The sequence below is a fragment of the Nocardia sp. NPDC050713 genome (genome assembly GCF_040654315.1).
Classification (GTDB): domain Bacteria; phylum Actinomycetota; class Actinomycetes; order Mycobacteriales; family Mycobacteriaceae; genus Nocardia.
The window spans coordinates 116,308-143,028 of the sequence record NZ_JBFAHS010000015.1 but is presented as its reverse complement, the minus strand read 5'-3'; the positions used below and the strand labels follow the sequence as shown (position 1 = coordinate 143,028).

Here is a 26,721-nt window from a genome sequence, read left to right as displayed (position 1 = left end):
GCGGAGGGCGGACTCGCCGACGCCCTACGAAGCGGCCTTCTCGTACGCCGCGACGACCTCCGACGGAACACGTCCGCGGCTGGGCACCTCGAAACCGTTCGCCCGAGCCCACTTCCGGACCACGCCCGCCTCCGGCTTCCGCGCACCGCTCGGCTCGACGGGCTTGCTGCGGCGACGCCCGACCCGGCCGACTTGCCTGCCGAACGGCGTCCACTCCGCGAACACCTCCCGCAAGAGGGCCGCGTTCTCCTCCGACAGGTCGATCTCGTAGCCGACACCGTCCATGCCGAACGACACCGTCTCCACCGCCGGCGAGCGACCGTCGTAATCATCGACGACCGTGACTACCACTTTGCGTGCCACCGAACATCCACTCCCAACTCATTGAACCGACCGACCGTCCCCTGACGAATCGGGAAAGCAACGCAAACCAGACAGGGCGAAACCGCCACTGTCCCGGACCCCTCATCCAGACGCAGGATGGTACGCGCGTTCTTCCGCTCCGCAGAATCGAGGCCGCTGGCAGTGGCTCGGAGCCCGGCGCTCGGCGCGTCTCGTCGTACGCGTGCCGGTGTGAGTTGTTGCGCTGCAACAGGGTTATCGGAGGGCCGCCGCTGGCCTGCTCCGATTCCGCCAGGCGCGTTCAGGTGTAGCGGCCGGGTCCACCGGTCGGCCCGTAGTGGGACAGTGAGGTTTCGGGGCGGTTCAGGGCGCGGCCCACCGGCAGGGAACCCATACGCGTGATTCGCACTCCACCGTCTCACCGATAAGGGACAGCCGAAATACATCGTCGCAATTTCACCGGCATCGGGCGCGCCGGTGTTCGAGTCGCGTACGCGCACCGCTCGCCGCGCCCAGGGCATTCGTTAGCCGATCGATTCGCATGGAGTGCGAGACAAGAAAGCAGGTATTCAGTAGCATTAAATGGGTACGGTGCAGCGGGTTTACCTACACCGCGGCCGCATCAGGTTCCCGTACCGTATCGGCGCGGGAATGTTGTGAGCATGTTGTCTTTTCGAACGAACGAAGGGGCATATCTATGTTCGAAGCGGCAGCCGAGCGGGTCGGAGTCGAACATTGGGTTGACGTCGCGAACCCGGTGTGGCACAGGGATCGGCGGAGCCGACAACACGAATCGCATTTGAATTCGGACAAAACGTACTTAGTTCGACACGTCTAACGGGTTCCGCAACGACCGGCGTGGCCAGGTGTTTTTCGGCCGCAACGGGTTTACAGTGGCATCGTCGTGCCGCCTCACGACGAATTTGTTGCACAGTTGTTGTAGACAGGGTCGGGGGACAGGGGGTCGAAATACATTTGAAAGGCGCCGACACCTGGAGCCGTATCCGTCGAGGAGCGGCCGCGGCTTCGTGCTGCCATTCACAATGCAGATGAAGTGCGTATGTAAGTGCATCTGGACGTTCAGGAAATGCCCGGGCACGGGCGGGGTTTTGTTGTGCGCTGTTCTCGTGTCCGGAATTCTAGGAGGGGTTAGACGATGAGTTCGAATTCAGCCACGTCTGCGGACCGAGATCCGGATCTGATTCCGCTTTCCAGGGCGCAGTACGGAATGTGGCTCGCTAACAACCTGCCGGGCGGTCCGAACGTCAATATCGCGCACTACGTCGAGATCGAGGGACCGATAGACTACCCCGCGTTCACCAAGGCGGTAAACATTGCCGCCCACGAATCCGAGTCGCTCGTGGTCCGTGTGGTCGAATCCGCCGGCCACCCCTATCAATTCGTCGATCACAGCTTCGTTTACGACGAACCGTTGCTCGACCTCAGCGCCGAAGACGACCCCTACGCGGCGGCGATGGAATGGATGCGGCGGGACTACAACACCAAGATCGTCGATCTGGCCAGGGACCGGCTCGCCGTGACACGCCTGATCCGGCTGGGCGAGGACCGGTATCTGTGGTACGGGCGCGCCCACCACCTGGTGATCGATGGTTACGGCGCGTTCAACGGCTTGAACCGGGTGGCCGAGCACTACAACGCGCTGCTCGAGGGAAGGCCGCCTGCCCCGCTGGTGGCGGCGCGGCTGGCCGACATCATCGCCATGGAGCAGGAGTATCGCGCCGGCGCCCGATTCGACAAGGACAAGGCGTACTGGCTCGACAAGGTCGCGGATCTGCCGCCGACCACGAGTCTGTCCGGTCGCACCGCCAAATGGAGCGAGGACGATCGCTTCGCCGGCCGGCGGCTGCCGTCACGGCTGACCGCCGGGCTCGACCGTTTCGCCGAGGATCTGGATGCTTCGCCCGCACAGGTGCTCGGAGCCGCCTTTGCCGCCTTCCTGTCCCGCATGACCGACACCGACGACGTCGTCTTGTCACTGCCGGTGACCGGACGGGTGACCATGCGACTGCGCAATGCCGCCGCGATGTTGGCGAACATGGTGCCGATCCGATTCACCGTGGACGCGACGACCACCGTGGAAGGACTGATTCGCGCGTCGGTGTCCGAGTTCGTCCTGGCGATGCGTCATCAGCTCTACCGCTTCGAGGATCTTCGCCGTGATTCCGCCGCCTTGGACCCGGCCGCGACCTCGTTCGGCCCGATCGTCAACATCCTGTTCTTCGATTCCGAGATTCGCCTCGGTTCGGCGGTGGGTCGCTATCGTGCCCTGACCTCCGGCGCCCTGGACGATCTGCAGCTGAACCTCTACCGCTCCGGGTCCGATGCGCCCCTGCTCATCGAATTGCACGGCAATGCCAACCTGTACAGCCATGACGAACTCGACATGCACATCAACCGATTCGTCGACTTCCTGGAGCAGATCATCGCCGCGCCCGTCGACACCCACGTGCTCGACATCCCGCTCGCCGCTTCCGCGGAGCGGCAGCGCATTCTCGGCGAGCTCGCCGGCCGCGACGGCGTGGCGACCACCGCGACGCTCGTCGATATGCTGACCCGGCAGGCCGCGGCCACCCCGTCCGCGGTCGCCGTCACGGCGGGCACGATCGCCCTCACCTACGGCGAGTTGGACGAGCGTTCGAACCGGCTCGCCCGCACGCTGATCGCCCGCGGCGCTGGGCCCGAATCGCTGGTGGCGATCGCGATGCCGCGCGATGCCGACCTGATCGTCGTGGCGTTGGCCGTATTGAAGTCGGGCGCCGGATATCTCCCGCTGGATCTCGCGCACCCGGTCGATCGACTCGACTACGTACTGCGCGATGCCGATCCGATCGCGGTCGTGACGACACGGAGTCTGCGCGAGCGGGTGCCTGGAGATCCGGGCCGAGTGGTGTTGTTCGGCGACGACCGGGAAGTCGAGACCGCGCATCCGATCACCGATGCCGAGCGCCTCCGCCCGCTGCGTCCGGACAACATCGCCTACGTCATCTACACCTCCGGGTCGACGGGGCGGCCGAAAGGTGTGCCGATCACCCATCGCGCGGTGGCCACCTACTTGACGAACGCGTGTGCCGGCATCGGAATCCGCCGCGACGATGTCTGGACACTGTTCCATTCATTCGCTTTCGACTATTCGGTGTGGGAGATTTTCGGCGCGCTGACAACCGGCGGTCGCGTTGTCGTGGTGGACAGCCTGGCCACGCGTTCGCCGGACTACGTGGTGCGACTGGTGGCGCGCGAGCGGGTGAGCGTCTTCAGCCAAACCCCCTCGGCCTTCGATCAATTCGTCACCGCCCGGGGGCGCTACGCGGATGCGGGCGAGCCCGACGGCGCGCTCGGACTGCGGCTGGTCGTGCTCTCCGGCGAAGCGCTCGACCCGGCCGGTTTGTCGACCTGGTACCGGCACAATCCGAATCTGCCCGTGCTGGCCAACAGCTACGGCATCACCGAAACCACCGTGTTCGTCACCTATCTGGAGCTGACACCGGATATCGCCGTGCCGGGCGCGCCGAGCACGATCGGGCCGCCGCTGTCGGGGTTGCGTGTCTACATTCTCGACGAGCACCTGCGCCCGGTGCCACTTGGCGCCTGGGGGCAGCTCTACGTCGCGGGCGGCCAACTGGCCCGCGGCTATCTCGACCGCCCCGGATTGACCGCGGGACGCTTCGTCGCCGATCCGTTCGGCCGCCCGGGCGAGCGGCTGTATCGCAGCGGCGACGTCGCTCGCCGAAATACCAAGGGCGAGTTGGAATATCGCGGTCGCGCCGACCAGCAGGTGCAGCTGCGCGGATTCCGGATCGAGCTGGACGAGATCCGCAGTGCGCTGCTGAGTCACAGCGCGGTCGCGGCGGCGGTGGTCATCGTGCACCTGCCGGGGACGGAAGCGGCTCGGCTGGTCGCGTATGTCGTGCCCACCGACGAAGCGGTCTTCGAACCCGAGGCGGTGCGCGCGCACGTCGGGTCGTTGCTGCCGGAGTACATGGTCCCGGCACACATCGTCGTTTTGCCGGCGATTCCCTTGACCGTCAATGGCAAAGTGGATTATCGGGCGCTGCCCGAACCGGTCATCGATTCGGTCGCGGCGTACGTCGCGCCGAGCACCGTCGCGGAGGAGACCGTCGCCGAGGTCTTCGGCGAAGTTCTCGGTGTCCCGCGGATCGGTGTGCTGGACAACTTCTTCGAACTGGGCGGTAATTCGCTCACCGCGACCAGCGCCGCGGTCCGGATCGCCGAGCTGACCCGCGCCGAGGTATCGGTGCGCGACCTGTTCGCCAATCCCACCGTCGCCCGGCTCGCCGCCCATATCGACGTCGGGCCGCACTACAGCCGCCCCGCCCTGCGGGCACAGCCACGCGTCGAGCCGATCCCGCTGGCACCGGCGCAAAATCGGATCTGGCTGATCAATCAGGCGGATCCGACCTCGGCGGCCTACAACATTCCACTGGTATTGCGGCTGACCGGACAGCTCGACGCCACGGCGCTACGTTCGGCGCTCACCGATCTGCTACGACGACACGAATCCCTGCGCACCGTGTACCCGGCAGTGAATGGTCGAGGCACGCAGGTGATTCTGCCCACCGAGCAGGTCGCCGCCGATCTCGATCCGACCCCGCGAGTCACCGAGCCGGACGAACTGGAGCACCGAATCCGGGAGTTGGCCTCGACCGGCACCGACGTGCGCCGACGTCCGCCGATCCGGATCGCCCTGTTCGCATCCACCGACCGTCGCCGACACACCTTGGTCGTCGTCCTGCATCACATCTGCTGCGACGGATCGTCGTTGCCACCACTCGCAGCGGATTTCGCGGCCGCCTACCGAGCGCGGTCTCAGGGATACGCGCCGGACTGGCAACCGCTGAGTGTGCAATACGCCGACTACGCCATCTGGCACCGCGACGTGCTCGGCGACGACAACGACCCGGACTCGCTCGCCGCACGCCAACTGCGGTATTGGACAACGCGATTGGCGGGAATGTCGCGAGTGCTCGAACTGCCCGCCGACCGTCGGCGCCCAGCTCGCCGATCCATGCTCGCCGATGTCGTCGACACCGTCGTCCCGGCCGAGACACGCGCCGGGATCGAGCGGTTGGCGCGCGCGGCGAACGCCACCAGCTTCATGGTCGTACACGCCGCGGTCGCGGTCGTGCTCGCCCGGTTGTCGGGCTCGGCGGACGTCACCATCGGGACGCCGGTCGCGGGCCGGGGTGAGCGCGTGCTGGAACCGCTGATCGGCATGTTCGTCAACACAGTGCCGCTGCGCACCCAGGTCCGCGGCGACGAGCCGTTCGCCGAGTTCCTGGCCCGGGTCAAAGACATCGATATCGATGGCTTCGCCCACAGCGATCTGCCCTACGAACGTGTCACGGAGGTGGTCGATGCGATGCCGTCGGCGGCGCGCGACCCCCTGTGCTCGGTGTACCTGGCCTTCGAGAACATGGACCGCCCGCGCCTGGAACTGTCCGAGCTCACCGTAGAGGTCCTGGATCCGGGACCGCAACCGGCGAAGGTCGATCTCGTCATCACCGTCGCCGACAACACCAGCGCCGCAGGTGATCTCGGACTACGGATCAACTTCACCACGGACCTGTTCGATCGGGCGACGATCGAGGATTTCGCCGGGCGACTGAATCGGATCCTCGCGTCGGTCGTGTCGAATCCGGACGAGTGCGTCGGTGTGATCGATGTGCTGTCACCGCGTGAGCGAGCCGCGCTGGTGCCCGCGTCGGGCGGCGCTGCCGAGCAGCCGCTGGTGCTGGCGGAGTTGCTGACGGTCGAGAATCCGGACGCCGTGGCGATCGTGGCCGCGGAACGCACGATGACGTATGGGGAGTTGGATCTCCGGTCGAATCAGCTCGCCCGGTTGTTGATCGAGTGGGAAATAGGTCCGGACGACCAGGTCGCGTTGGTACTCGGTCGGTCGGTGGAACTCGTGGTCGGGATGTGGGCGACGGCGAAGGCCGGTGCGGCATTCGTCCCGGTGGATCCGCGCAATCCCGCCGAGCGTGTCGCGCTCATGGTCGCGCGGGCGCGGGTGGTGCTGACGACGCGGGCCACCCAGGATCTGTTGCCTCCCACGGCACCCCGGTTGCTGCTCGACGATCCGGCCAGCGAGATCCGCATTGCCGCACAATCTTCCGGCTCCGTGACCGACACCGATCGGATCCGGCCCTGCCGGGTCTCGAATGCGGCGTACGTGGTGTACACGTCGGGGTCGACGGGTGAGCCGAAGGGCGTCACTGTGACGCACACGGGCTTGGCGAATTTCGCCGCCGAACAACGTCACCGCTATCGGATCGACAGTTCCGCCCGGGTGTTGCAGGTTGCGGCTCCTGGCTTCGACGCGCTGGTGCTGGAGCTGCTGATGGCCCATCCGAACGGCGCCGCGCTCGTGGTGTCGCCACCGGAGGTCTTCGCCGGTGACCGATTGGCGGAATTGATTCATACGCAGCGCATTTCGCATGCGTTCATCACGCCCAGCGTGCTCGCGACCATGTCGCCCGACGGTGCGGACTCTTTGCGGGATCTGGTGGCCGGTGGCGAGGCGGTGTCGGCGGAGGTGGCGGCGGTGTGGGGTCCGGGCCGTCGGTTGTTCAATGGTTACGGGCCCACCGAGACCACGATCATGGTCGCGATCAGCGACCCGCTGCGCACCGATGCCCGCGTCACGATCGGTGGCCCGATTCGCGGTGTCGCGGCCCTGGTGTTGGATGAGAATCTGCAGCCGGTACCGGTCGGGGTGACGGGACAGCTGTACCTCTGTGGCATTCACCTCGCTCGCGGCTACCTCGATCGGCCCGGGGAGACCGCTTCGGCGTTCGTGGCCGATCCGTTCGGCAAGCCCGGTACCCGCATGTACCGTACCGGTGACCTCGCCCGCTGGACGCCCGAGCACACGCTGGAATACCACGGGCGCACCGACTTCCAGGTGAAGATCCGCGGCCAGCGCATAGAACTCGGCGAGATCGAAGCCGTTCTCGCCGGGCATCCCGCCGTGGCGGCGGCGGTGGCGGTCAGTGTGGCCACGGAGAGCGGGCCGCGAATCGCTGCCTACGTCACGCCGGCGGCCGAGGCCGTCGACATCGCGCAGTTGCGGACCCACGCCGCACAACACCTGCCGTCGCATATGGTTCCGGACGCGCTGACAATGCTCGACTCGCTGCCGCTGACCTCGGTGGGCAAGGCCGACCGCGCGGCGTTACCCGCGCCGGTATTCACCACCGAGACCGAATTCGTCGCGCCTCGAGACGCGGCCGAGCAGATCGTCGCCGATGTATGCGCCGCTGTGCTCGGCCTCGATCGCGTCGGCGTGCTCGACAACTTCTTCGACCTCGGCGGCAACTCGCTGTCGGCGACGCGGCTGGCGGCGCGGCTGAGCGCCGTATTCGGCGTCGACGTTCCGCTGCACACCGTCTTCGACGCGTCGACCCTCGCGGCATTCGCGCAAACTCTGAAGGCCATCGAGGCACCCGGGCGAGAAGCGCTGGTCGCGCGGGAGCGGCCGACGCGGATTCCGCTCGCGCCCGCCCAGGCTCGGATGTGGTTCCTCAATCAGTTCGACACGAGCTCGGCGCTGTACAACATCGCGCTGGTCGTGGACATGGCGGGACCACTCGACGTGCGCGCCCTGCGCGCGGCGATCGCCGATGTGCTCAGCCGCCATGAAACGCTGCGCACCATCTATCCGGACAGTGACGACGGACCACACCAGCTGATCGTGCCGGTTCGAGCCGAGATGTCCATGCTCGAGCCGATCGAGGTGGCGGCCGACGACATAGCGGCGCACATCGCCGCGGCCGCCGCGGCCGGATTCGACGTCACCCGCGACGTGCCGTTCCGAATTACGTTGCTGCGCAAGGACTGCGAGCAGCACACCCTGGTCCTCATCGTCCATCACATCAGCTTCGATGGATCATCGCTCGCACCGCTGGCCGCGGACCTGGTGACCGCCTACAACGCCCGCGTCCGGCAGCGGCCGCCGCAGTGGCCACCGTTACCCGTGCAGTACGTCGATTACGCGCTGTGGCAACGCGAATGGCTCGGCGCCGAGGACGAGCCGAACTCCCCGGCCGCCACCCAGATCGAGTATTGGCGCACGGCACTGGCCGATCTGCCCGAAGTGCTCGACCTGCCCACCGACCGGCCGCGCCCGGCCCGGCAATCGTTCCGCGGCGCGACGGTGTCGGCGACGCTGCCCGCCGACCTCGGTCGCGACATAGTCGCGCTGGCCCGCAGCCACGACGTGACAGTCTTCATGGTGCTGCACGCCGCCTATGCCGTACTGCTGGCCCGGCTGGGCGGAACCGGCGACATCGCGGTCGGCACACCGATAGCCGGTCGGGCCGAGCCGGGACTCGAGCGCCTGATCGGCATGTTCGTCAACACTCTGGTGCTGCGCACCCGCATCGAGCCCGGCGCGTCCTTCCTGCAGGTCCTGGAGCAGGTGCGAGCAAGGGATCTGGCCGCTTTCGACCACGCCGACATCCCGTTCGAGCGGATTGTCGAGGTGCTGAATCCGCCTCGCACGACGACGCACGCGCCGTTGACACAGGTCGGATTCTCGTTCCACAACATCGAGATACCCACCGTGGAGTTCGAGGGCATGACGGTGTCGGCGCGGGCCGCCGATCCGAGTGTGGCCAAGTACGATCTGCATCTCAACCTCGTCGACACCGCGGCGCGCGCCGGTGAACCGGGCGAGATGGCCGTCGAATTCGGTTACGCGACGGATCTTTTCGACGAGGCGACGATCACGTCCATGTTCGAACGCTTCGTGCTGTTGCTGCGGGCGATGGTCGCCGATCCCGCCCAGCCGGTCGGCGACGTCGAGCTGCTGACCGCACGGGAAGCGCGCGAGCTCGTCGCGCGAGAGACCGGGCGGAGGACCCCACTGCCGTCGACGACAGTCGCGGACCTGTTCGCCGCCCAGGCCGCGGCGACGCCGGACAACACCGCCGTGCTCGACGCCGAGACCGGCGCGCGGCTGAGCTATCGTGAGTTCGCGGGACGGGTGAACGCGCTGGCCCGCGCGTTGATCGCACGCGGTGTGGGCCCGGAAACCACTGTGGCCGTGGCCATGCGGCGCTCGGTCGACCTTCTGATCACGCTGTATGCCATCCACGCGGCCGGCGCGGCGTACCTGCCCTTGGACCAGGACCATCCGCGCGAGCGCGTGCGCGCCGTGCTGACCGCAGCGCGGCCGAGGGCGGTGCTCACCCGTCCCGGCGACGACGCGAATCTGCCCGGCCACGTTCCGGTATGGACGCTCGCGGATCTCGAGGCCGCGCACGAGGATCCCTCGCCGTTGACCGACGCCGATCGGCTCGAGCCGCTGCGACCGGAGAATCTGGCCTATGTCATCTATACCTCCGGTTCGACCGGGGTACCGAAGGGGGTGGCGATAGCGCATGCCGCGGTGGTCAATCAGCTGCGCTGGCTGCGTGAGCACTACCACCTCGGCGACGACGTCATGCTGTTGCGCACGCCCGTCACCTTCGATCTGTCGGTGTGGGAGTTGTTCTGCCCCTTGGTATCCGGCGCGACAGTGGTTGTCGCAGGTCCCGACGGAAGCGGTGATCCGCACGCGGTGGCCCGGCTGATCGCCGAACATCATGTGACGACAGCCGATTTCGTGCCGTCGCTGCTCTCGGTGTTCCAGGAGACGGCCACCGGCCGCGACTTCCCGGATCTGCGGCGAGTGCTGTGCATCGGCGAACCGCTGCCCACCGAAACCATCAGGCGATTGCGGGAAGTCAGCGACGCGGGCATCGATAATCTGTACGGGCCGACCGAGGCCGCGGTCAGCGTCACCGCGTACCACGTCGACGGGGTCGACGGGATGAACGGCGCCGCCGTTCCGATCGGTGTTCCCGAGCCGAATGTGATCGTTCACGTGCTGGATTCGCGACTGCATCCGGTGCCGGCGGGCGTGACCGGCGAGCTGTATCTGGGCGGCATCCAGCTGGCCCGCGGATACCACCAGCGCCCAGGGCTGACGGCGGCGACGTTCGTCGCCGATCCGTTCGACCGTGCCCGCGGAACCCGCCTCTACCGCACCGGCGACCTGGTTCACTGGGGTAAGGACGGCGCCCTGCACTATGTCGGCCGCGCCGACAACCAGGTCAAGATCCGCGGACTGCGAATCGAGCTGGGCGATGTCGAGGCCGCCCTGCTCGCGCACGAGCAGGTGAGCGCGGCCGTCGCCCGGGTGCGTCCCGGCCGTGACGAGCACCGCTTGGTCGCCTATGTTGTCTCCCCGGAAGCCTTGGACACCAAAAAGATTCGACGCTTCCTGCTGGAGCGGCTGCCGGCGTACATGGTGCCTTCAGCGATCGTCCGGATCGACACCGTGCCACTGACGGCCAACGGCAAGGTCGACTATCGGGCCTTGCCCGAACCGGAGCCGAGCGACCACGAGGCCGGCTACCGGGCACCGCGTTCGCTGGTGGAGCAAGTCGTAGCCGAGGTCTTCGCCGAGTTGCTCGGTCTGCCCGCGGTCGGCGCGGACGACGACTTCTTCGACCTGGGCGGGAATTCGCTGGTGGCCACGCGCGCGCTGAGCCGGATCGGGGCCGTCGTCGACGCGACCGTGCCGGTCCGGATGATCTTCGAGGCGCCCACCGTCGCCGAGTTGGCCGAACGAATCGCACAGCTGCGTGGCGTGCCCGCGCTGCCCGACCCGACGCCGAGGCCGAGACCGCCGCGCCTGCCGTTGTCGACGGCGCAGGCCCGAATGTGGTTCCTCAACCAGTTCGATCCGGCCTTGCCCGGTTACGTCGTGCCGCTGGCGATTCGGCTCGAGGGCGCGCTCGATGTCGATGCGCTCGCCGCGGCCGTCGGGGATGTCGTCGCCCGTCACGAGAGCTTGCGGACCATGTATCCGCCCGTCGACGGCATGCCCACGCAGGTGGTGCTGGACGCGGCCGACGTCGTCGCGGGCTTGGATCCGACCCCGCGGCGGATCGCGGAGCGCGAGCTGGTCCCCCGGCTGGCCGCGTTCTCGAGCACCGGGTTCGATGTCTCGAAGGGCGTGCCGCTTCGGGTCGCGCTGTATCAGCTGTCGGATACGGCCTGGGTGGTCGCGGTGGCCGTGCACCACATCAGTTGTGACGGCTATTCGGTGGCACCGCTCGCCGCCGATATCGTGACCGCGTATCGGGCACGGACCAGGGGAAATCTCCCGGATTGGGCGCCACTCACCGTCCAATTCGCCGATTACGCCCTGTGGCAGCGCGAGGTGCTCGGTTCGCCCGACACCACGGACTCGCCCCTGTTCCGCGATATCGCCTACTGGCGAACCCGATTGGCGGGTATCCCCGAACTCCTCGAACTGCCGACCGATCGGCCGCGCCCGGTCGAGCAGTCCCACCGCGGCGCGGTGCTGCGGGTCGAGATTTCGGCCGAATTGCAAGGCCGGGTGGAGGCGTTGGCCCAGCGAGCCAAAGCCACGACGTTCATGGTGGTGCACACCGCACTCGCGGTGCTGCTGTCGCGGCTGTCCGGCAGCGACGACATCACGATCGGCGTGCCGCACGCTGGTCGCGGGCACCGGGCACTCGACCATCTCGTCGGAATGTTGGTCAACACCTTGGTGCTGCGCACCCGCGTCGGGCTCGAGCAGACCGGCACCGACCTGCTGGACGCGGTGCGGCACAACGACATCGAGGATTTCGATCACGCCGCCGTGCCGTTCGAGCAACTGGTGGAGGCGCTGAATCCGGCACGATCGACGGCACACGCGCCGTTGTTCCAGGTGATGCTCGCCTACCAGAACATGGTGCGGGCGCACGTGGAACTTCCTGGCCTCACCATCGAGACGATCGATCCCGGGGACAGCGCCGCGATCTACGACCTGCTGCTGATGATGACCGAGGAGCACGGGCCCGACAACGAGCCGAGCGGCATGACGCTGCGCCTGACCTACGCCACCGACCTGTTCGACGTCGAGTCCGCGCAGCGTTTCGCCGATCGGTTCGTGCGCCTACTGGACGGTCTCGCGACCGACGCCGATTCGCCGATCGGCGCTATCGATCTGCTCGATGCCGGAGAGCGGCAGCTGGTGCTCGACCACTGGAACGACACCGGCGACCCCGCCTCGGTCGGCCGGACCCTGGTCGACGCCTTCACCGACCAGGTCGAACGCACCCCTGAGGCCCCGGCGATTCGGCTCGCGGACGGCGAGGCGCTGTCCTATCGGGAGTTCGCCGACCGCGTCAACCGGTTGGCGAGGCGGCTCATCTCCTGCGGCGCAAGGCCGGAAAGTATTGTGGCGGTCTGTGTTCGGCGTTCGATCGAGCTGGTCACCGCCCTGTATGCGGTGGTCGAGGCGGGTGCCGCCTTCCTACCGATAGACCCGGACCAACCAAGTGCGCGCATCGCCAGTGTGCTCGGCACGGCACGTCCGCTGCTGGTGCTCACCACCTCGGCAGACGACTATGGTCTGCCCGCCGGATTCGACTCCGTTCGCATCGATCGACTCGAGCTCGCCGAAGTGTCCGGCCTCCCGATCACGGACGCGGAACGGCTCGCGCCGCTGCGGCCGGAGAACGTGGCCTACGTGTTGTTCACCTCCGGCTCGACCGGGGTTCCCAAAGGCGTATCCCTGACCCACGCCGCGACCACGAGTCAATTGGCGTGGGCGCAGCAGCAGTGGCCGCACACGGCGTCCGATACGGTCCTGCACAAGACGCCGATCACCTTCGACATCGCCGTGTGGGAGTTGTTCTGGCCGTTGCAGGTCGGCGCGCAGATCGTGGTGGCCGAACCCGGCGGGCACCGGGACCCGGCCTACCTCGCCGACGTGATCGCGAGCCGTGACGTCAGCACGGTGCACTTCGTGCCGTCGATGCTCGAGGTTTTGCTCGAATCCGAGGGCGATACCGAATTGCGCTCCGTCCGACGGATTTTCGTGGCCGGTGAGGCGCTGGCGCAGCACACCGTCGACGCCGCGCTGCGCGTATTCCCCGAGGCCGAGGTGGTGAACTGGTACGGCCCGGCCGAGGCGGAGGTGGTCACGGCCGCGCGCTGCCTGCCGGGTGCGCGGACCTCGGCGACGGTCCCGATCGGCGCGCCCGTGGCGGGGATGCGGGTCTACGTGCTCGACAAACGGCTGCGACCCGCGCCCGTCGGAGTCGTCGGTGATCTGTACGTCTCGGGTGTGCAGGTGGCGCGCGGATATCACGCGCGAGCCGACCTCACCTGCGCAGCCTTTCTCGCGCACCCGTTCGGGGCGCCCGGGGAGCGGATGTATCGCACGGGCGACCTGGTGCGGTGGACGCGCAGCGGTGAGCTGGAATACCTGGGCCGCAGCGATTTCCAAGTGAAGGTGCGCGGTCAGCGGGTGGAACCGGGCGATATCGAAGCGGCGGCGTGCGCGCTGCCGGAAGTGGCCCGTGCCGCGGTCGTCGCGACCTCCGAACGCATCGTCGCCTATGTGACACTGGCGCCCGCGGCGGTGACCGATGGGCGCACGATCCGCGAGCGGCTGTCGCGACTGCTGCCGTCGTATCTGGTACCGGCCAGCGTCGAGGTGCTCGACGCCATGCCGCTCAGCTCGAACGGAAAACTCGACCGCGCCGCCTTGCCGGCGCCTACCTTCGACGACGGCGAGGATTTCGTCCCGGCACGCACCGAAAGCGAAGCGGCACTCGTCGATATCGTCGCCGCGGTCACCGGTGCCGGGCAAGTGAGCGTGCGGGCGAACCTTTTCGAAATCGGTGTGGACTCCCTGTCGGCCGTTCGGATCGCCGCACGGTCCGAGACAGCGCTCGGCGTCGAAGTCGGCATCCGGGACATCTTCGCGGAACCGACGATCGCCGGTTTGGCGGCACGGCTGGCGCAGCGGCCGCGGGCGGCGCTGATTCCGCTCGCAGCGCGGCCACGCCCGGCGACTGTCCCGCTGGCAACGGCGCAACGCCGGTTGTGGTTCATCAACCAGTTCGACACCGCCTCGGCGGCCTACAACATCAGTTTCACGGCCCGGTTGACCGGCGCGCTCGACGTCGAGGCGCTGCGCGCGGCATTCGGCGATGTGGTGGCTCGGCACGAACCGTTGCGGACGGTGTATCCCCCAATCGGCGGCGAGCCATGTCAGGTCGTGCGGGATGTGGCGCAGGTGGTCGACGGCTCGGCGCTGGACCCGGAGCCGGTCGCCGACGAGACCGTGCTGGCCGAGCGGATACGGCAGACCGTCGAGATGGGCTTCGACGTCGCGCACATGGTGCCCCTGCGAGCACGGCTGTATCGGACAGGCCCCGACGCGCATGTCCTCGTGCTGGTCGTCCATCACATCGCCGCCGACGGCGCGTCGATGGCGCCGTTGGCGCGCGATATCTTCGCCGCCTACCACGCGCGCGTGCAAGGCTCTGCGCCGCACTGGAAACCCCTGCCGGTTCAGTACGCCGACTACGCGTTGTGGCAGCGGGAGATCCTCGGCGCCGAGGACGATCCCGCATCGATGATCGCGCGGCAGATCCCCTATTGGATCGATACTCTCGGCGACGCCCCCGAGTTGCTCGACCTGCCGACCGACCACCCTCGGCCCGCGACCATGTCGATGGTCGGCGGCAGTGTCCGCTTCGACATCCCGCAGCGGCTGCACGAGGAGGTCGTGCGGCTGGCCCGTCGCGAGGGCGTGACCGTCTTCATGGTTCTGCACGCCGCGCTCGCGATCGTGCTGGCGCGCACCGCGCATACCGACGACGTGTCGGTCGGCACACCGGTCGCGGGCCGTGGCATCCCGGCGCTCGAGGACCTGGTCGGCATGTTCGTCAACACGGTGGTGCTGCGCACGCCGGTCCGCGACGACCGGTCGTTCCGGCAATTCGTGGCCGAGTTGCGCGACATCGACCTCGAGGCGCTCGCGCACGCGGATCTCCCCTACGAGCGATTGGTCGATGTGCTCGACCGGCCACGGTCGACGGCTTACACGCCGCTGTATCAGGTGCTGTTCGGGTTGCAGAACACCGCGGCTGCCGGTTTCCAGCTGTCCGACGTCGATGTCGAAGTGCTCGATCCCCATGTCGCCCAAGCCAAGACCGACCTCACGGTGTTGCTGAACGAACGCCTCGACGGTACCAGACCGGCCGGTCTCGATGGTGAAATCGTCTATGCGACAGATCTTTTCGTGGAACCTTCGGCAGCAGCGCTGGCCGAGCGGTTCGTGTCTGTCTTGGACGCGGTCGTCGCCGATCCGGCCCGCCCGATAGGCGAGGTGTCACTGATCGATGACGAGGAGGCCGAACGGCTGCTCCCCGCGCGCGGCGGTGACGCCCCAGCGCCGCGTCTGCTACCCGATCTGCTCGCCTCGGCCGTGGCGACGACTCCCGGGGCGATCGCCCTGATCGACGGCACCCGCACGCTCAGCTACGGCGAGCTCGACCACTGCGCCAACCAGCTCGCGGCGCAGCTGCTTTCCTGGGGCGTGGGTCCGGGGACGTGCGCCGCACTGGTCGTGCCGCGCTCGGCCGACTACCACGTCGCGATGTGGGCGATCACGAAGACCGGCGCCACGTTCGTGCCGGTGGACCTGCGTTATCCGCCGGAGCGGATCGCATATCTGCTGGATGATTCCGGTGCCGAGGTCGGCGTCACCGTCGCGGCCGCGCGGCCGTCCCTGCCGGATGGCGTCCGCTGGTTGATACTCGACGACCTGGGCACCGCCTCCGAGATCACCGCGCGGCCCGGCCATGCCGTGTCGGACGCGAATCGCCCTCGCCCTCTTCGGATCAGGGATACGGCATACGTGATCTACACGTCGGGGTCGACCGGGACACCGAAGGGTGTGATGGTCACCCACGAGGGGCTGGCGGCCTTCGCGGCCGAGCAACGTGAGCGTTATCAGGTAGCGGCCACCTCGCGCGTGCTGCAAGCCGCGGCGCCCGCGTTCGACGCGGTACTGCTCGAAGCCTTGATGGCGCATGCGGCCGGTGCGGCGTTGGTGGTGTCGCCGCCGGAGGTGCTCGGCGGCCCGGCCATGGCCGAACTGATCCGGGCCCATCAGGTGACGCATGCGTTCCTGACACCGAGTGTGCTGGCGACGATGTCGCCCGGCGAGGTGGATTCGGTGCGGATGCTTGCGGTCGGCGGCGAGAAGGTGGCACGGGATCTGATCGCCGCCTGGGCGGCCGGGCGGCGGCTGCACCACATCTACGGCCCGACCGAGACGACGATCGTGATCACGATCAGCGACCCGGTGCAGCCGGGAGAGGTGCTCACCATCGGCGGACCGATTCGCGGTGCCGAGGCGGTGGTACTGGACGCGAGGCTGCGGCCGGTGCCGATCGGAGTGCCCGGGGAACTGTACTTCTCCGGAGCCGCACTGGCTCGCGGTTATCTGAATCGGCCGGGGACAACGGCAGGTTCGTTCGTGGCGAACCCGCACGGTGCGCCGGGTTCGCGGATGTACCGGACCGGCGACATCGTCCGCTGGACCGCGCAGGGCACGCTACAGTACGTCGGCCGCCTCGATTTCCAGATCAAGATTCGCGGCCAGCGCGTGGAGCTGGGCGAGATCGACGCCGCGCTGCTGACCCATCCGGCGGTCGCCACCGCGGTCACCGTGAGTCGAGAAGGCCCCGGTGGGCGCCCGGTGCTGGCCGCGTACGTCACGGCCGAACCCGCGACGGTCGTCGAACCGAGCGCGGTGCTCGATCACTTGGCCGCCGCCCTGCCCGCACACATGGTGCCGGCGACGATCGCCGTGCTCGACCACCTGCCGCTCACCTCGTCCGGCAAGGTGGATCGGGAAGCATTGCCCGAGCCGGTTTTCCAGACCACCGAAGACGTCGCCGTCGCCGCGTCGAACCCTCTGGAACACACCATCGCCGAGGCCTTCGCCGACGTCACCGGTGTGTCCACGGTGGGGGCGACGACCTCCTTCTTCGCGCTCGGCGGCGACTCCATCATGTCGATTCAGCTGGCCGCGCGCCTGAAGGCGGCGGGGATCACCGTGACGGCCCGGGATATTCTCGAGCACAAGACGGTTCGTGGGCTGGCGCGGGTCGCGCAGACCGCCGAACGGGCGAGCCTTGTCGAGCTGCCCGGCGGTGCGGTGGGCGATCTTCCGTGGACGCCGATCGTGTCCTGGTTCGTCGAGTGCCTAGGGGCGCCGGCTCGGTTCGCGCAGTCGATGCTGGTACGTCTGCCGCGTGACGCGCGTATCGATGACGTGGTCTCGACCGTACGGGTGATCATCGAACACCATGACGTGCTGCGGTCGCGGGTCGATGGGCAACGCTGGGAGGTGCCGCCACCGAGCGCCGCCGAGGCCGCCGATTCGGTCTCGATGGGAACCTTCGGCGCCGACGAGGCTCCGGGCAGCGCCGGTTTCACCGCCGTGGTGGAAGCGGCGGCCGCCGCGGCGTACGACCGGCTCGATGTGGTGGCGGGCAGGCTGGTACACGTCGTGTGCCTGCTGCCCGAGTCCGGTGTGGACGCCGAGGGCCGGGCACTGATCGTCATCCATCACTTGGCCGTCGACGCGGTGTCGTGGCGAATCCTGCTGCCCGACTTCGTGTCCGCCTGGCAGCAAGTCGTTCAGGGCCGGGCGGTCGAACTGGCGGCTCCGGGGACCTCCATGCGTCGGTGGGCGCACGCCTTGACCGCCGCGGCGGCCGAGCGAACCGGGGAAGTCGAACTCTGGCAGCGGATCGCTTCGGCATCGGATCCGCTCCTCGGGCGTGCGGAGCTGGATCCCACGCGAGATACGCAGGCGACCGTGCGTGGGCTGACGGTGTCGCTCCCGGTCGAGGTGAGCTCGCCGTTGCTCGACGAGGTGCCCCGCGCCGTGCGCGGCAGCGTCGAAGAGGTGATACTGGCCGCGCTCACCGTGGCGCTGACTCGCTGGCGTAGCCGTCGCGGCGACGCGCACGCGGGCATGAAGGTCCTGCTGGAAGGCCACGGTCGCGAAGAGCAGCTCGCCGCGGGCGCCGACCTCTCGCGAACCGTCGGCTGGTTCACCACCCGCTATCCGGTCGCGTTCGACCTGAGCGACACCGATCCAGCGGACCTGCGCGCGGCGGTGAAATCGGTCAAGGACCAGCTGCGCGCCATCCCGGACAAGGGCATCGGCTACGGCCTGCTGCGCTATTCGAATCCCGGCACGGCCGACCGGCTCGCCGCGCTGCCCGAACCGCAGATCAGTCTCAACTATCTCGGCCGGGTCGGCGTCGACCTCGCGACACTGTCGGATCTGCCGTGGGTACCCACCGACGAGTCCTTCGACCGCCGAGCCGCCTTCGATCCGGATATGCCGGCGGCGGCGGTGCTCACGTTCGATGTGAACGTCATCGACGGCGCTGCCGGGCCGCGGCTTTCGGCCTACGTCGGCTACGCCTCGCGGCTGCTCGACCACGACGACGTCGCCGAACTCACCGGCGAATGGGTCGATGCCATGACCGCGATCGCGGCGCTGGCGACCGAGGATTGGGGGCTGTCGCGGACCGATGTTCCGCTCGTGGACCTCACCCAGCGCGAACTGGACGAGTTCGCCGACCGGTACGGACCGCTGAGCGAGGTGTGGCCATTGGCGCCGCTGCAGGCGGGGCTGCTGTTCCACGCCGAGATCGCCGCGGGCGGGATCGACGTCTACCTCGCGCAATCGGCGCTCACCCTGACCGGCGCGGTCGACGAGAACCGGCTCGAGCGCGCCGCGCGAGCCCTGCTCGCCCGCCACCCCAACCTACGGGCCGCCTTCACTCGCACCGCGGAAGGCGTTGCGGTGCAGGTGATTCCTACCGATACGGCGGTGTCGTGGCGCAGCATCACGCTGTCCGGGGACGCGGTGGGCCTGAACGAGGTGATCGACGCGGAGCGGGCCACCGGATTCGATCCGGCCGATCCCCCACTGCTGCGGTTCCTGCTGATCACGGTGCGCCCGAACGAGTTCCGGCTGCTGGTGACCGCGCATCACCTGTTGCTCGACGGCTGGTCGCTGCCACTGCTGTGGCGTGAGCTCATCGGGTTGTACGCCGCGGACGCCCAGCAGCAGTCGCTGCCCGCTGCCGCGTCCTACCGCGACTACCTGGAATGGCTCGGGCGCCGTGATCGCACCGCGAGCATCGAGGTCTGGCGAGACGCGCTACGCCACGTCACCGAGCCGACATTGATCGCCGGTGCGCACACCGAGACGTCCGCGACCATCCCGATCGATCTGACGATCGATCTCGATCACGATACGACAGCGGAGTTGGCGGACTTCGCCCGCGCACACTCGGTCACGATGGCGACGATCGTGCAGTTCGCGTGGGCAGTGGTGGTGGGCGACTTGCTCGGCACCGACACCGTGGTGTTCGGCAGCACGGTGTCCGGCCGCCCCGCCGACGTGCCCGGGATCGAGTCGATGATCGGTCTTTTCATCAACACGATTCCGGTCGCCGCCGACGTCCGCCGGGACCGGACCATCGCCGAAACGCTGACCCGACTGCAGGCCGACAACACCCGACTGCTCGACCACCACTATCTCGAACTGCCGCAGATCCTGGCGGCTGCGGATGCCGTCGCCCTGTTCGACACCCTCGTCGTGTTCGAGTCCTACCCGGTCGACAGCAGCGGACTCGGCGATGCCGACGTCGACGGGATGCGAGTGATCGCGGCGGACGGCCGCGACGCCGCGCACTATCCGATCACCGTGCAGGCACACCACACCGACCTCCTGCGGGTTCGCCTGCGTTATCAGCCGGATCACATCGACGACGAGACGGCGTCCGGTCTCGCCGCCCGGTTCGACATCGTGCTGCGCGCGATCGCGACCGATCCGTTCGCGCGGCTGGATTCGGTGGATCTGCTGTCGGCAGCCGAGCGACGCGAGCTGGTGCCCGCGACGGGCGGCAGTCCGGAAACGCCGCAGCTCGCTGCCGAGTTGTTCGCCGCGGGCGTGCGAGTGAATCCCGATGCGGCGGCGCTGCTTTCGGGTCCGCGCACGATGTCCTACGCCGAATTGGACGCCCGCTCGAACCAGCTGGCGCGGCAATTGATCGAGTGGGGCGTCGGCCCTGGCGATCAGGTCGCGCTGGCGCTGGGGCGGTCGATCGAGTTCGTCACCAGCCTGTGGGCGGTGACCAAAACCGGTGCGGCGTTCCTGCCGATCGATCCGCGCAATCCGGCAGAGCGTGTCGCGCATCTGATCACGGATTCCCGCGTGCGGGTCGCGCTCACCGCCACGGCGTCCCGGGATCTGCTTCCCGACGTGGTGCGCCCGCTGGTCCTCGACGATCCGGACACCGAGGCCGCCATCGCGGCGAAGTCCGCGGCGGCCGTCACCGACACCGAGCGCTTGCGGACGCCACGAATCCAGGACACGGCGTATGTCATCTACACCTCGGGATCCACCGGGATTCCGAAGGGCGTCGAACTCCCCCACGCGGGGCTGGCGAATTTCGCCGCCGTCCTGCGTGATCGCTTCGGTGTGGATACCCGGTCGCGTGTGCTGCACGCCGCGAGCGTCGGTTTCGACGCGATGTTCCTGGAAGTTCTGCTCGCGCACACCAGCGGCGCAGTGCTGGTAGTCGCGGAGCCGGACGCGTTCGCCGGGAACGAGTTGGCCGAACTCATTCGCACGCAACAGGTTTCGCACGCGTTCCTCACTCCGAGCGTGCTGGCCACCATGACGCCGGCCGGGATGGATTCGTTGCGTGTGCTGATGGCGGGCGGCGAGGCGGTGACACCGGAGTTGATCTCGGTGTGGGCGCCGGGCAGGCGGTTGTCGAACGGATACGGACCGACCGAGACCACGATGCTGGCCGGGATCAACGACGCGTTGCTTCCCGGTGATGTGGTGACGATCGGCGGGCCGATTCGCGGCGTCGAGGCCGTCGTCCTCGATCGGTGGCTGCGGCCGGTGCCCGTCGGGGTGGTGGGCGAGTTGTATCTCGCGGGCATCCAGTTGGCCCGCGGGTATCTGAACCGCCCCGGCGCCACCGCCGGGTCGTTCGTGGCGAATCCGTTCGGCGCGCCGGGCTCGCGCATGTACCGCACCGGCGATCTGGCCCGCTGGCGCACCGACCGCACCGTGGAGTATCTCGGCCGCCGCGATTTCCAGGTCAAGATCCGCGGTCAACGCATCGAACTCGGCGAAATCGAAACCGTGCTGTCCGACTATCCCGGCATCGAGCACGCGGCGGTCGTGCCGCGCGCCGATGTGAGCGGCACCGATCGGCTCGTCGGCTATCTGGTCGGCGACAGCCACATCGATGTGAACGCCGTCAAGGCCGCGGCCCGGCGGCGCCTGCCTGCGCACATGGTGCCCGACCTGCTCGTGCCCTTGACCGAACTCCCGCTCACCGCGACCGGCAAGCTCGACCGGGCGGGACTACCGGCACCGCGGTTCCCCGACGAACGGGAACGGATCGCCCCGCGCACCGAGACCGAACAGCGCATCGCGGATGTCTTCGGCGAAGTCCTCGGTATCGGCGCGGTCGGCGCGACGGACAGCTTCTTCGACCTCGGTGGCAATTCGCTCTCCGCGACGCGGGCGGTCGCGCGATTGCGCACGGCACTCGAGGTGAACCTCGGTATCCGAGACCTCTTCGACGCACCGACCGTCGCCGAGCTGGCCGCGCGGCTCGGCGAAGCCGAGCGCCGGCTCGCCGTGCCGCTGACACCGCGCCCTCGCCCGGCGCGGGTGCCGCTGTCCCCGGCCCAGCAGCGCATGTGGTTCCTCAACCAGTTCGACACCTCGGTCGGCGGCTACAACATTCCGCTGGTGATCCGGTTGCGCGGCGAACTCGACATCGATGCGTTGCGGCAGGCGTGCGCGCTGGTCATCGACCGGCACGAGTCGCTGCGCACCAAGTTCCCACTGATCGACGGAATGCCCGGGCAGGTCATGGTCGACACCGCCGAGGTGGCGCCGGCGCTGAGCCCGATCCAGGTCGACGAACGGCAGGTGCTCGAACGAGCGGCGGCCGTGGTTTCGGCGGGCTTCGATGTGACCAAGGCGCCACCGGTGCGAGCCGAATTGTTCGCCCTCGACGAACGCGATCACGTGCTGGTGATCTGCGTGCACCACATCTGCTCCGACGGTCAGTCGATGATGCCGCTGGCACGGGATGTGGCAGTGGCCTACGAGGCGAGTCGGCAAGGGAGGCAACCGGACTGGCCGCCCTTGCGGATCCAGTACGCCGACTACGCGTTGTGGCAGCGCGAGGTGCTCGGTGCCGAGACCGATCCGGATTCGCTGGTCTCCCGGCAGCTGCGATTCTGGACCGACAACCTCGCCGGTGTGCCCGAGCTGCTCGAGCTGCCGACCGATCTGCCGCGGCCGCCGGTCGCGTCCATGCGCGCCAGCACGGTCGACTTCGAGCTGTCCGCCGAGTTGCATGTCCGCATCGAGGCACTCGCACGCGCGGCCAACGCCACGGTGTTCATGGTCCTGCACACCGCGTTGAACGTACTGCTGGCACGGCTGGCCGGTGTGGACGATGTGGCGATCGGCACCCCGGTGGCCGGTCGTGGCGATCGCGAACTCGACGAGCTGATCGGCATGTTCGTCAACACGCTGGTGTTGCGGTCACGGGTGTCGGCCCGGCAGCCGTTCGAGGAGTTGCTCGCCGCCACTCGCGAGACGGACCTGGCCGCGTTCGCGCACGCCGATGTGCCGTTCGAGCAGGTCGTGGAGGTGGTGAATCCGCGCAGGTCGACCGCGCACATGCCGCTGTATCAGGTGACCCTCGACGTCCAGGATCTCAGCGCGGCCACGTTGGAACTGCCGGGGCTCACCGTCGAGCCGATCGAAGCAGGCTTCGACCAGGCCCGCGCGGATCTGAACGTGAAACTCGTCGAACAGTTCGACGCCGGGGGCGCACCGAGCGGCATGGCCTGCCGCTTGACCTTCGCCGCCGATCTGTTCGTCGAGCAGACGATGTCTCGTTTCGCGCGCGCGTTCAGCCGAATCCTCGAGCAGGCGACCGCGAATCCCGCTGTCGCGGTGGGCGATATCGACATCGTGGACCCCGACCAGCGACACGAAGTGCTCGCGGCCGCCGGAGTCGACGGCGGTCCGGTCGCGGAAGTGACTCTGGCCGAGCTGTTCACCGCCCAGGTCGCGGCCCAGCCCGATGCGATCGCGGTCACCGACGGCGTGTCGCAGCTGAGTTATGCGGAGTTGGACCGGCGCGCGGCCCGGCTCGCGGTTCGGCTCGCCGAACACGGTGTGGGCCCGGAAACCCTGGTGGCGGTGGCATTGCCGCGCTCCCTCGACCTGGTCGTCGGGCTGCTCGCGGTGGTGCGCGCGGGGGCGGGATACCTGCCGCTGGATATGGCCAACCCTCCGCAGCGTTTGCGGTTCATCCTCGATGACGCGCGTCCCGCCGCGGTATTGACATCGGCCGAGTCGGCGACGGACATACCGGAATACGCGGCGCCGACGGTCCTGATCGAAGCGGCCCCGGACCTGGTCGCGGACCGCCCGCTACCCGCGGCCGCGCGGCCGGACAACCTCGCCTATGTGATCTACACCTCGGGGTCGACCGGTACGCCGAAGGGAGTGGCCGTCAGCCATCGCGAAGCTGTCACGCTCTTCACCCACGCCGCCGAGCGATTCGACCTGCGCACCGACGACGTGTGGACGCTGTTCCATTCCTACGCCTTCGATTTCGCGGTGTGGGAGATGTGGGGCGCGCTGCTGAGCGGGGGCCGCGTGGTCGTCGTCGACTACGCCACCTCCCGGTCGCCGGAGGCATTCGTGGAACTGGTTGCGCGGGAGCGCGTCACGGTGTTGAGCCAAACACCGTCGGCGTTCTACGGATTCGTCGACGCCGAGCGTCGATACCGCGAATCCGGATGCGGCTGCGGCGATCTCGCGCTGCGGTATGTGGTCTTCGGAGGCGAGGCGCTGGATGCGGCGCGGTTGACCGGATGGTTGGCCGCACACCAGCCCGGATCGCCGCGATTGGTCAACATGTACGGGATCACCGAGACGACCGTGCACGTGACCTTCGCCGAGGTCGACAGTCCGGACGCCGCCGGGATCGGCACGCCGCTACCGGGGCTGCGGGTTTACGTGCTCGACGACCGGCTGCAAGCGGTGCCGGTCGGTGTACGTGGCGAAATCTATGTCGCCGGAGGGCAACTCGCGCGCGGCTACCTGCGAGCGCCCGCGTCGACGGCGAGCCGCTTCGTGGCGAACCCGTTCGATCCACACGGCGGGCGGTTGTATCGCACCGGCGATGTCGGGCGCTGGCACGAGACCACCGAGGGGCTCGAATTGACCTACCTCGGCCGAGCCGACGCGCAGGTGCAGTTACGCGGGTACCGGATCGAACTGGGCGAGGTGGAGTCGGCGCTGCTGCGCCATCCTGCGGTGTCGCGGGCCGCCGTGGCGGTGCACCGCCACGAGCGCGACGTGGACCAGCTGGTCGGCTACGTCGTCAGCAGCAATGGGCAGCGGCTCGATCCGGGGCAGGTCCGCGCGGGCGCCGCCGAAGTGCTGACCAGTTACATGGTGCCCTCGGTGGTCATGGTCCTGCCCGATCTGCCGCTGACGGTCAACGGCAAGCTGGATCGGAAAGCGTTGCCCGCGCCCGATTTCGAGGGATCGGTCCAGCGGTACGTCGCGCCGCGCACGCACACCGAGAAGGTGCTCACCGAGGTGTACGCGCGGGTCCTGGGCGTGCCGCGGGTCGGGGCGACCGATGGGTTCTTCGACTTGGGCGGCAATTCCCTGCTGGCCACCATGGCGGTGACCGAGTCGAGTGCTCGCGGAGTGACCATCGAGTTGCCCTGGATGTTCGAGGATGCCACGCCGAGAACCTTGGCGCGCCGGGCCGACGACGCGGACGGCCACTCCGGGCTGAAGGTGCTGCTCGCGCTGCGTGGGAGCGGAACAGAACCTGCGGTCTTCGCCGTGCACCCGGCGGGCGGTCTGGCGTGGTTCTACGGCGGCCTCGTCGAACATTTGCATCCGGATCGGCCGGTGTTCGGGTTGCAGGATCCCCACGTCGTATCCGGCGAGCCGGATGCGCGGTCGGTCGACGAGTTGGCCGACCGGTATGTGGCCGAGATTCGCCGCGTGCAACCGACGGGTCCGTACCACCTGCTCGGCTGGTCGTTGGGTGGTCAGATCGCGCACGCCATGGCGGTCCGGCTACGACGCGACGGCGACCTGGTCGGCATGCTGGCCCTGCTCGACTGCGCGGCCGACGCGCCGCCGCAATCGGCGCCGACCGACCAACCCGCACCGGGACAGCTGATGGCCGATCTGCTCGGTGGCTGGCGAGAGCTGTTCGGCCTCGACGACGACGTGCAGGCGGGCAGTCATGAACAGGCTTGGCACATCATCCGCGATCAGGTGGTCGCGACCGGCTTGTTCAGCGCCGAGCAGACCGATCGGGTGATGGAGAGCTTCCGGACAGCGAGCCAGATATCCGCCGCGCACCGGCCCGAGGTGTTCGACGGCGATGTGGTGTTCTTCACCGCCGGGAAAGACCACCCGGATCACGACGGGCTCGTCCACACGTGGCGGCCCTACGTCAGCGGAGAGGTGCACAACGTCGTCGTGGACGCCCGTCACCTCGAGCTGAGCCATCCGCATGCCCTGGCCGTGATCGGCCCCGTCCTGGAGAGGTTCATGGAACAATGCTGACCACAGCTTTGCAGCAACTGCGGCTCGACGACGGCAGAACGGTGACCTGCACCAGTCCGGCCGAGGCCCGCATGTTGTGGGGTGAGACGACCTCGGCACACGGGTTCTACCGGCGGGCAGCCGAACACCTTCGACCCGGCGATATCGCCCTGGACATCGGCGCGAACATCGGCCTGACCGCGATGATGTTCGCCGATATCTGCCCCGGAATCCAGGTCATCGCCGTCGAGCCCGCGCCGATGACCTATCGCTGCCTGGACCGCAACATCGCGGCGCATGTCCCGGCCGGGCTCTCCCTGGAACTCGCGGTCGGCGCCAGCCCGGGTACCCAAGCATTCACCTGGTACCCGCGCGCTTCGGCGAACTCCGGTTTCTTCGCCGACCGCGAGGCGGACGATCAAGCCACACGGATCTATTTGCGCAACTGTGGCCTGGACGACAAAGCCATCGGGCTCATCACCCACGGGCTGCACGAAGGCGTGCCTTTGCAGGTCGAGGTCACCACCGTCTCGGCGATCCTCGACGAACACTGCCGCGACCGGGAGATCGGCTTGCTCAAAGTCGATGTCGAGCGCGCGGAGTTGGATGTCTTGCGCGGCATCACCGACACGGACTGGCGACGTATTCACGCCGTCGTCGCCGAGATCCACGACATCGAAGATCGCCTCCGAGAAGTCCGCGAACTGTTCGATCAGCACGGCATGTCGGTGCAAGCCCAGCAGGATCCACGCTTGGTCGGAACCGAAATACACGAGGTATTCGCGACCAGACCGCGCGCCGCCTGA

General features: G+C 68.1%; 3 protein-coding genes. 2 read left to right on the top strand and 1 reads right to left on the bottom strand.

Annotation, left to right across the window (positions count from 1 at the left end; all coding sequences use genetic code 11):
• Nucleotides 1-24 precede the first annotated feature (24 nt).
• The gene (locus tag AB0H49_RS25895; RefSeq protein WP_355002629.1) at nucleotides 25-363 is read right to left on the bottom strand and encodes an Lsr2 family protein; all 339 of its coding nucleotides are present in this window, start codon (nucleotides 361-363) and stop codon (nucleotides 25-27) included.
• A 1,135-nt stretch (nucleotides 364-1,498) separates the two neighbouring features.
• On the opposite strand from AB0H49_RS25895, the gene AB0H49_RS25890 reads away from it, so the two are divergent.
• Complete coding sequence (locus tag AB0H49_RS25890) at nucleotides 1,499-25,936, top strand: non-ribosomal peptide synthase/polyketide synthase (RefSeq protein ID WP_357254994.1); 24,438 nt, start codon at nucleotides 1,499-1,501, stop codon at nucleotides 25,934-25,936.
• The gene (locus AB0H49_RS25885) at nucleotides 25,930-26,721 is read left to right on the top strand and encodes an FkbM family methyltransferase (protein WP_357254992.1); all 792 of its coding nucleotides are present in this window, start codon (nucleotides 25,930-25,932) and stop codon (nucleotides 26,719-26,721) included. The genes AB0H49_RS25890 and AB0H49_RS25885 overlap by 7 nt, the downstream gene beginning before the upstream one ends.

Coding starts and splice junctions, on each gene's coding strand:
- AB0H49_RS25890 (WP_357254994.1), top strand. CDS start 1,499: ATGAGTTCGAATTCAGCCACGTCTGCGGACCGAGATCCGGATCTGATT.
- AB0H49_RS25885 (WP_357254992.1), top strand. CDS start 25,930: ATGCTGACCACAGCTTTGCAGCAACTGCGGCTCGACGACGGCAGAACG.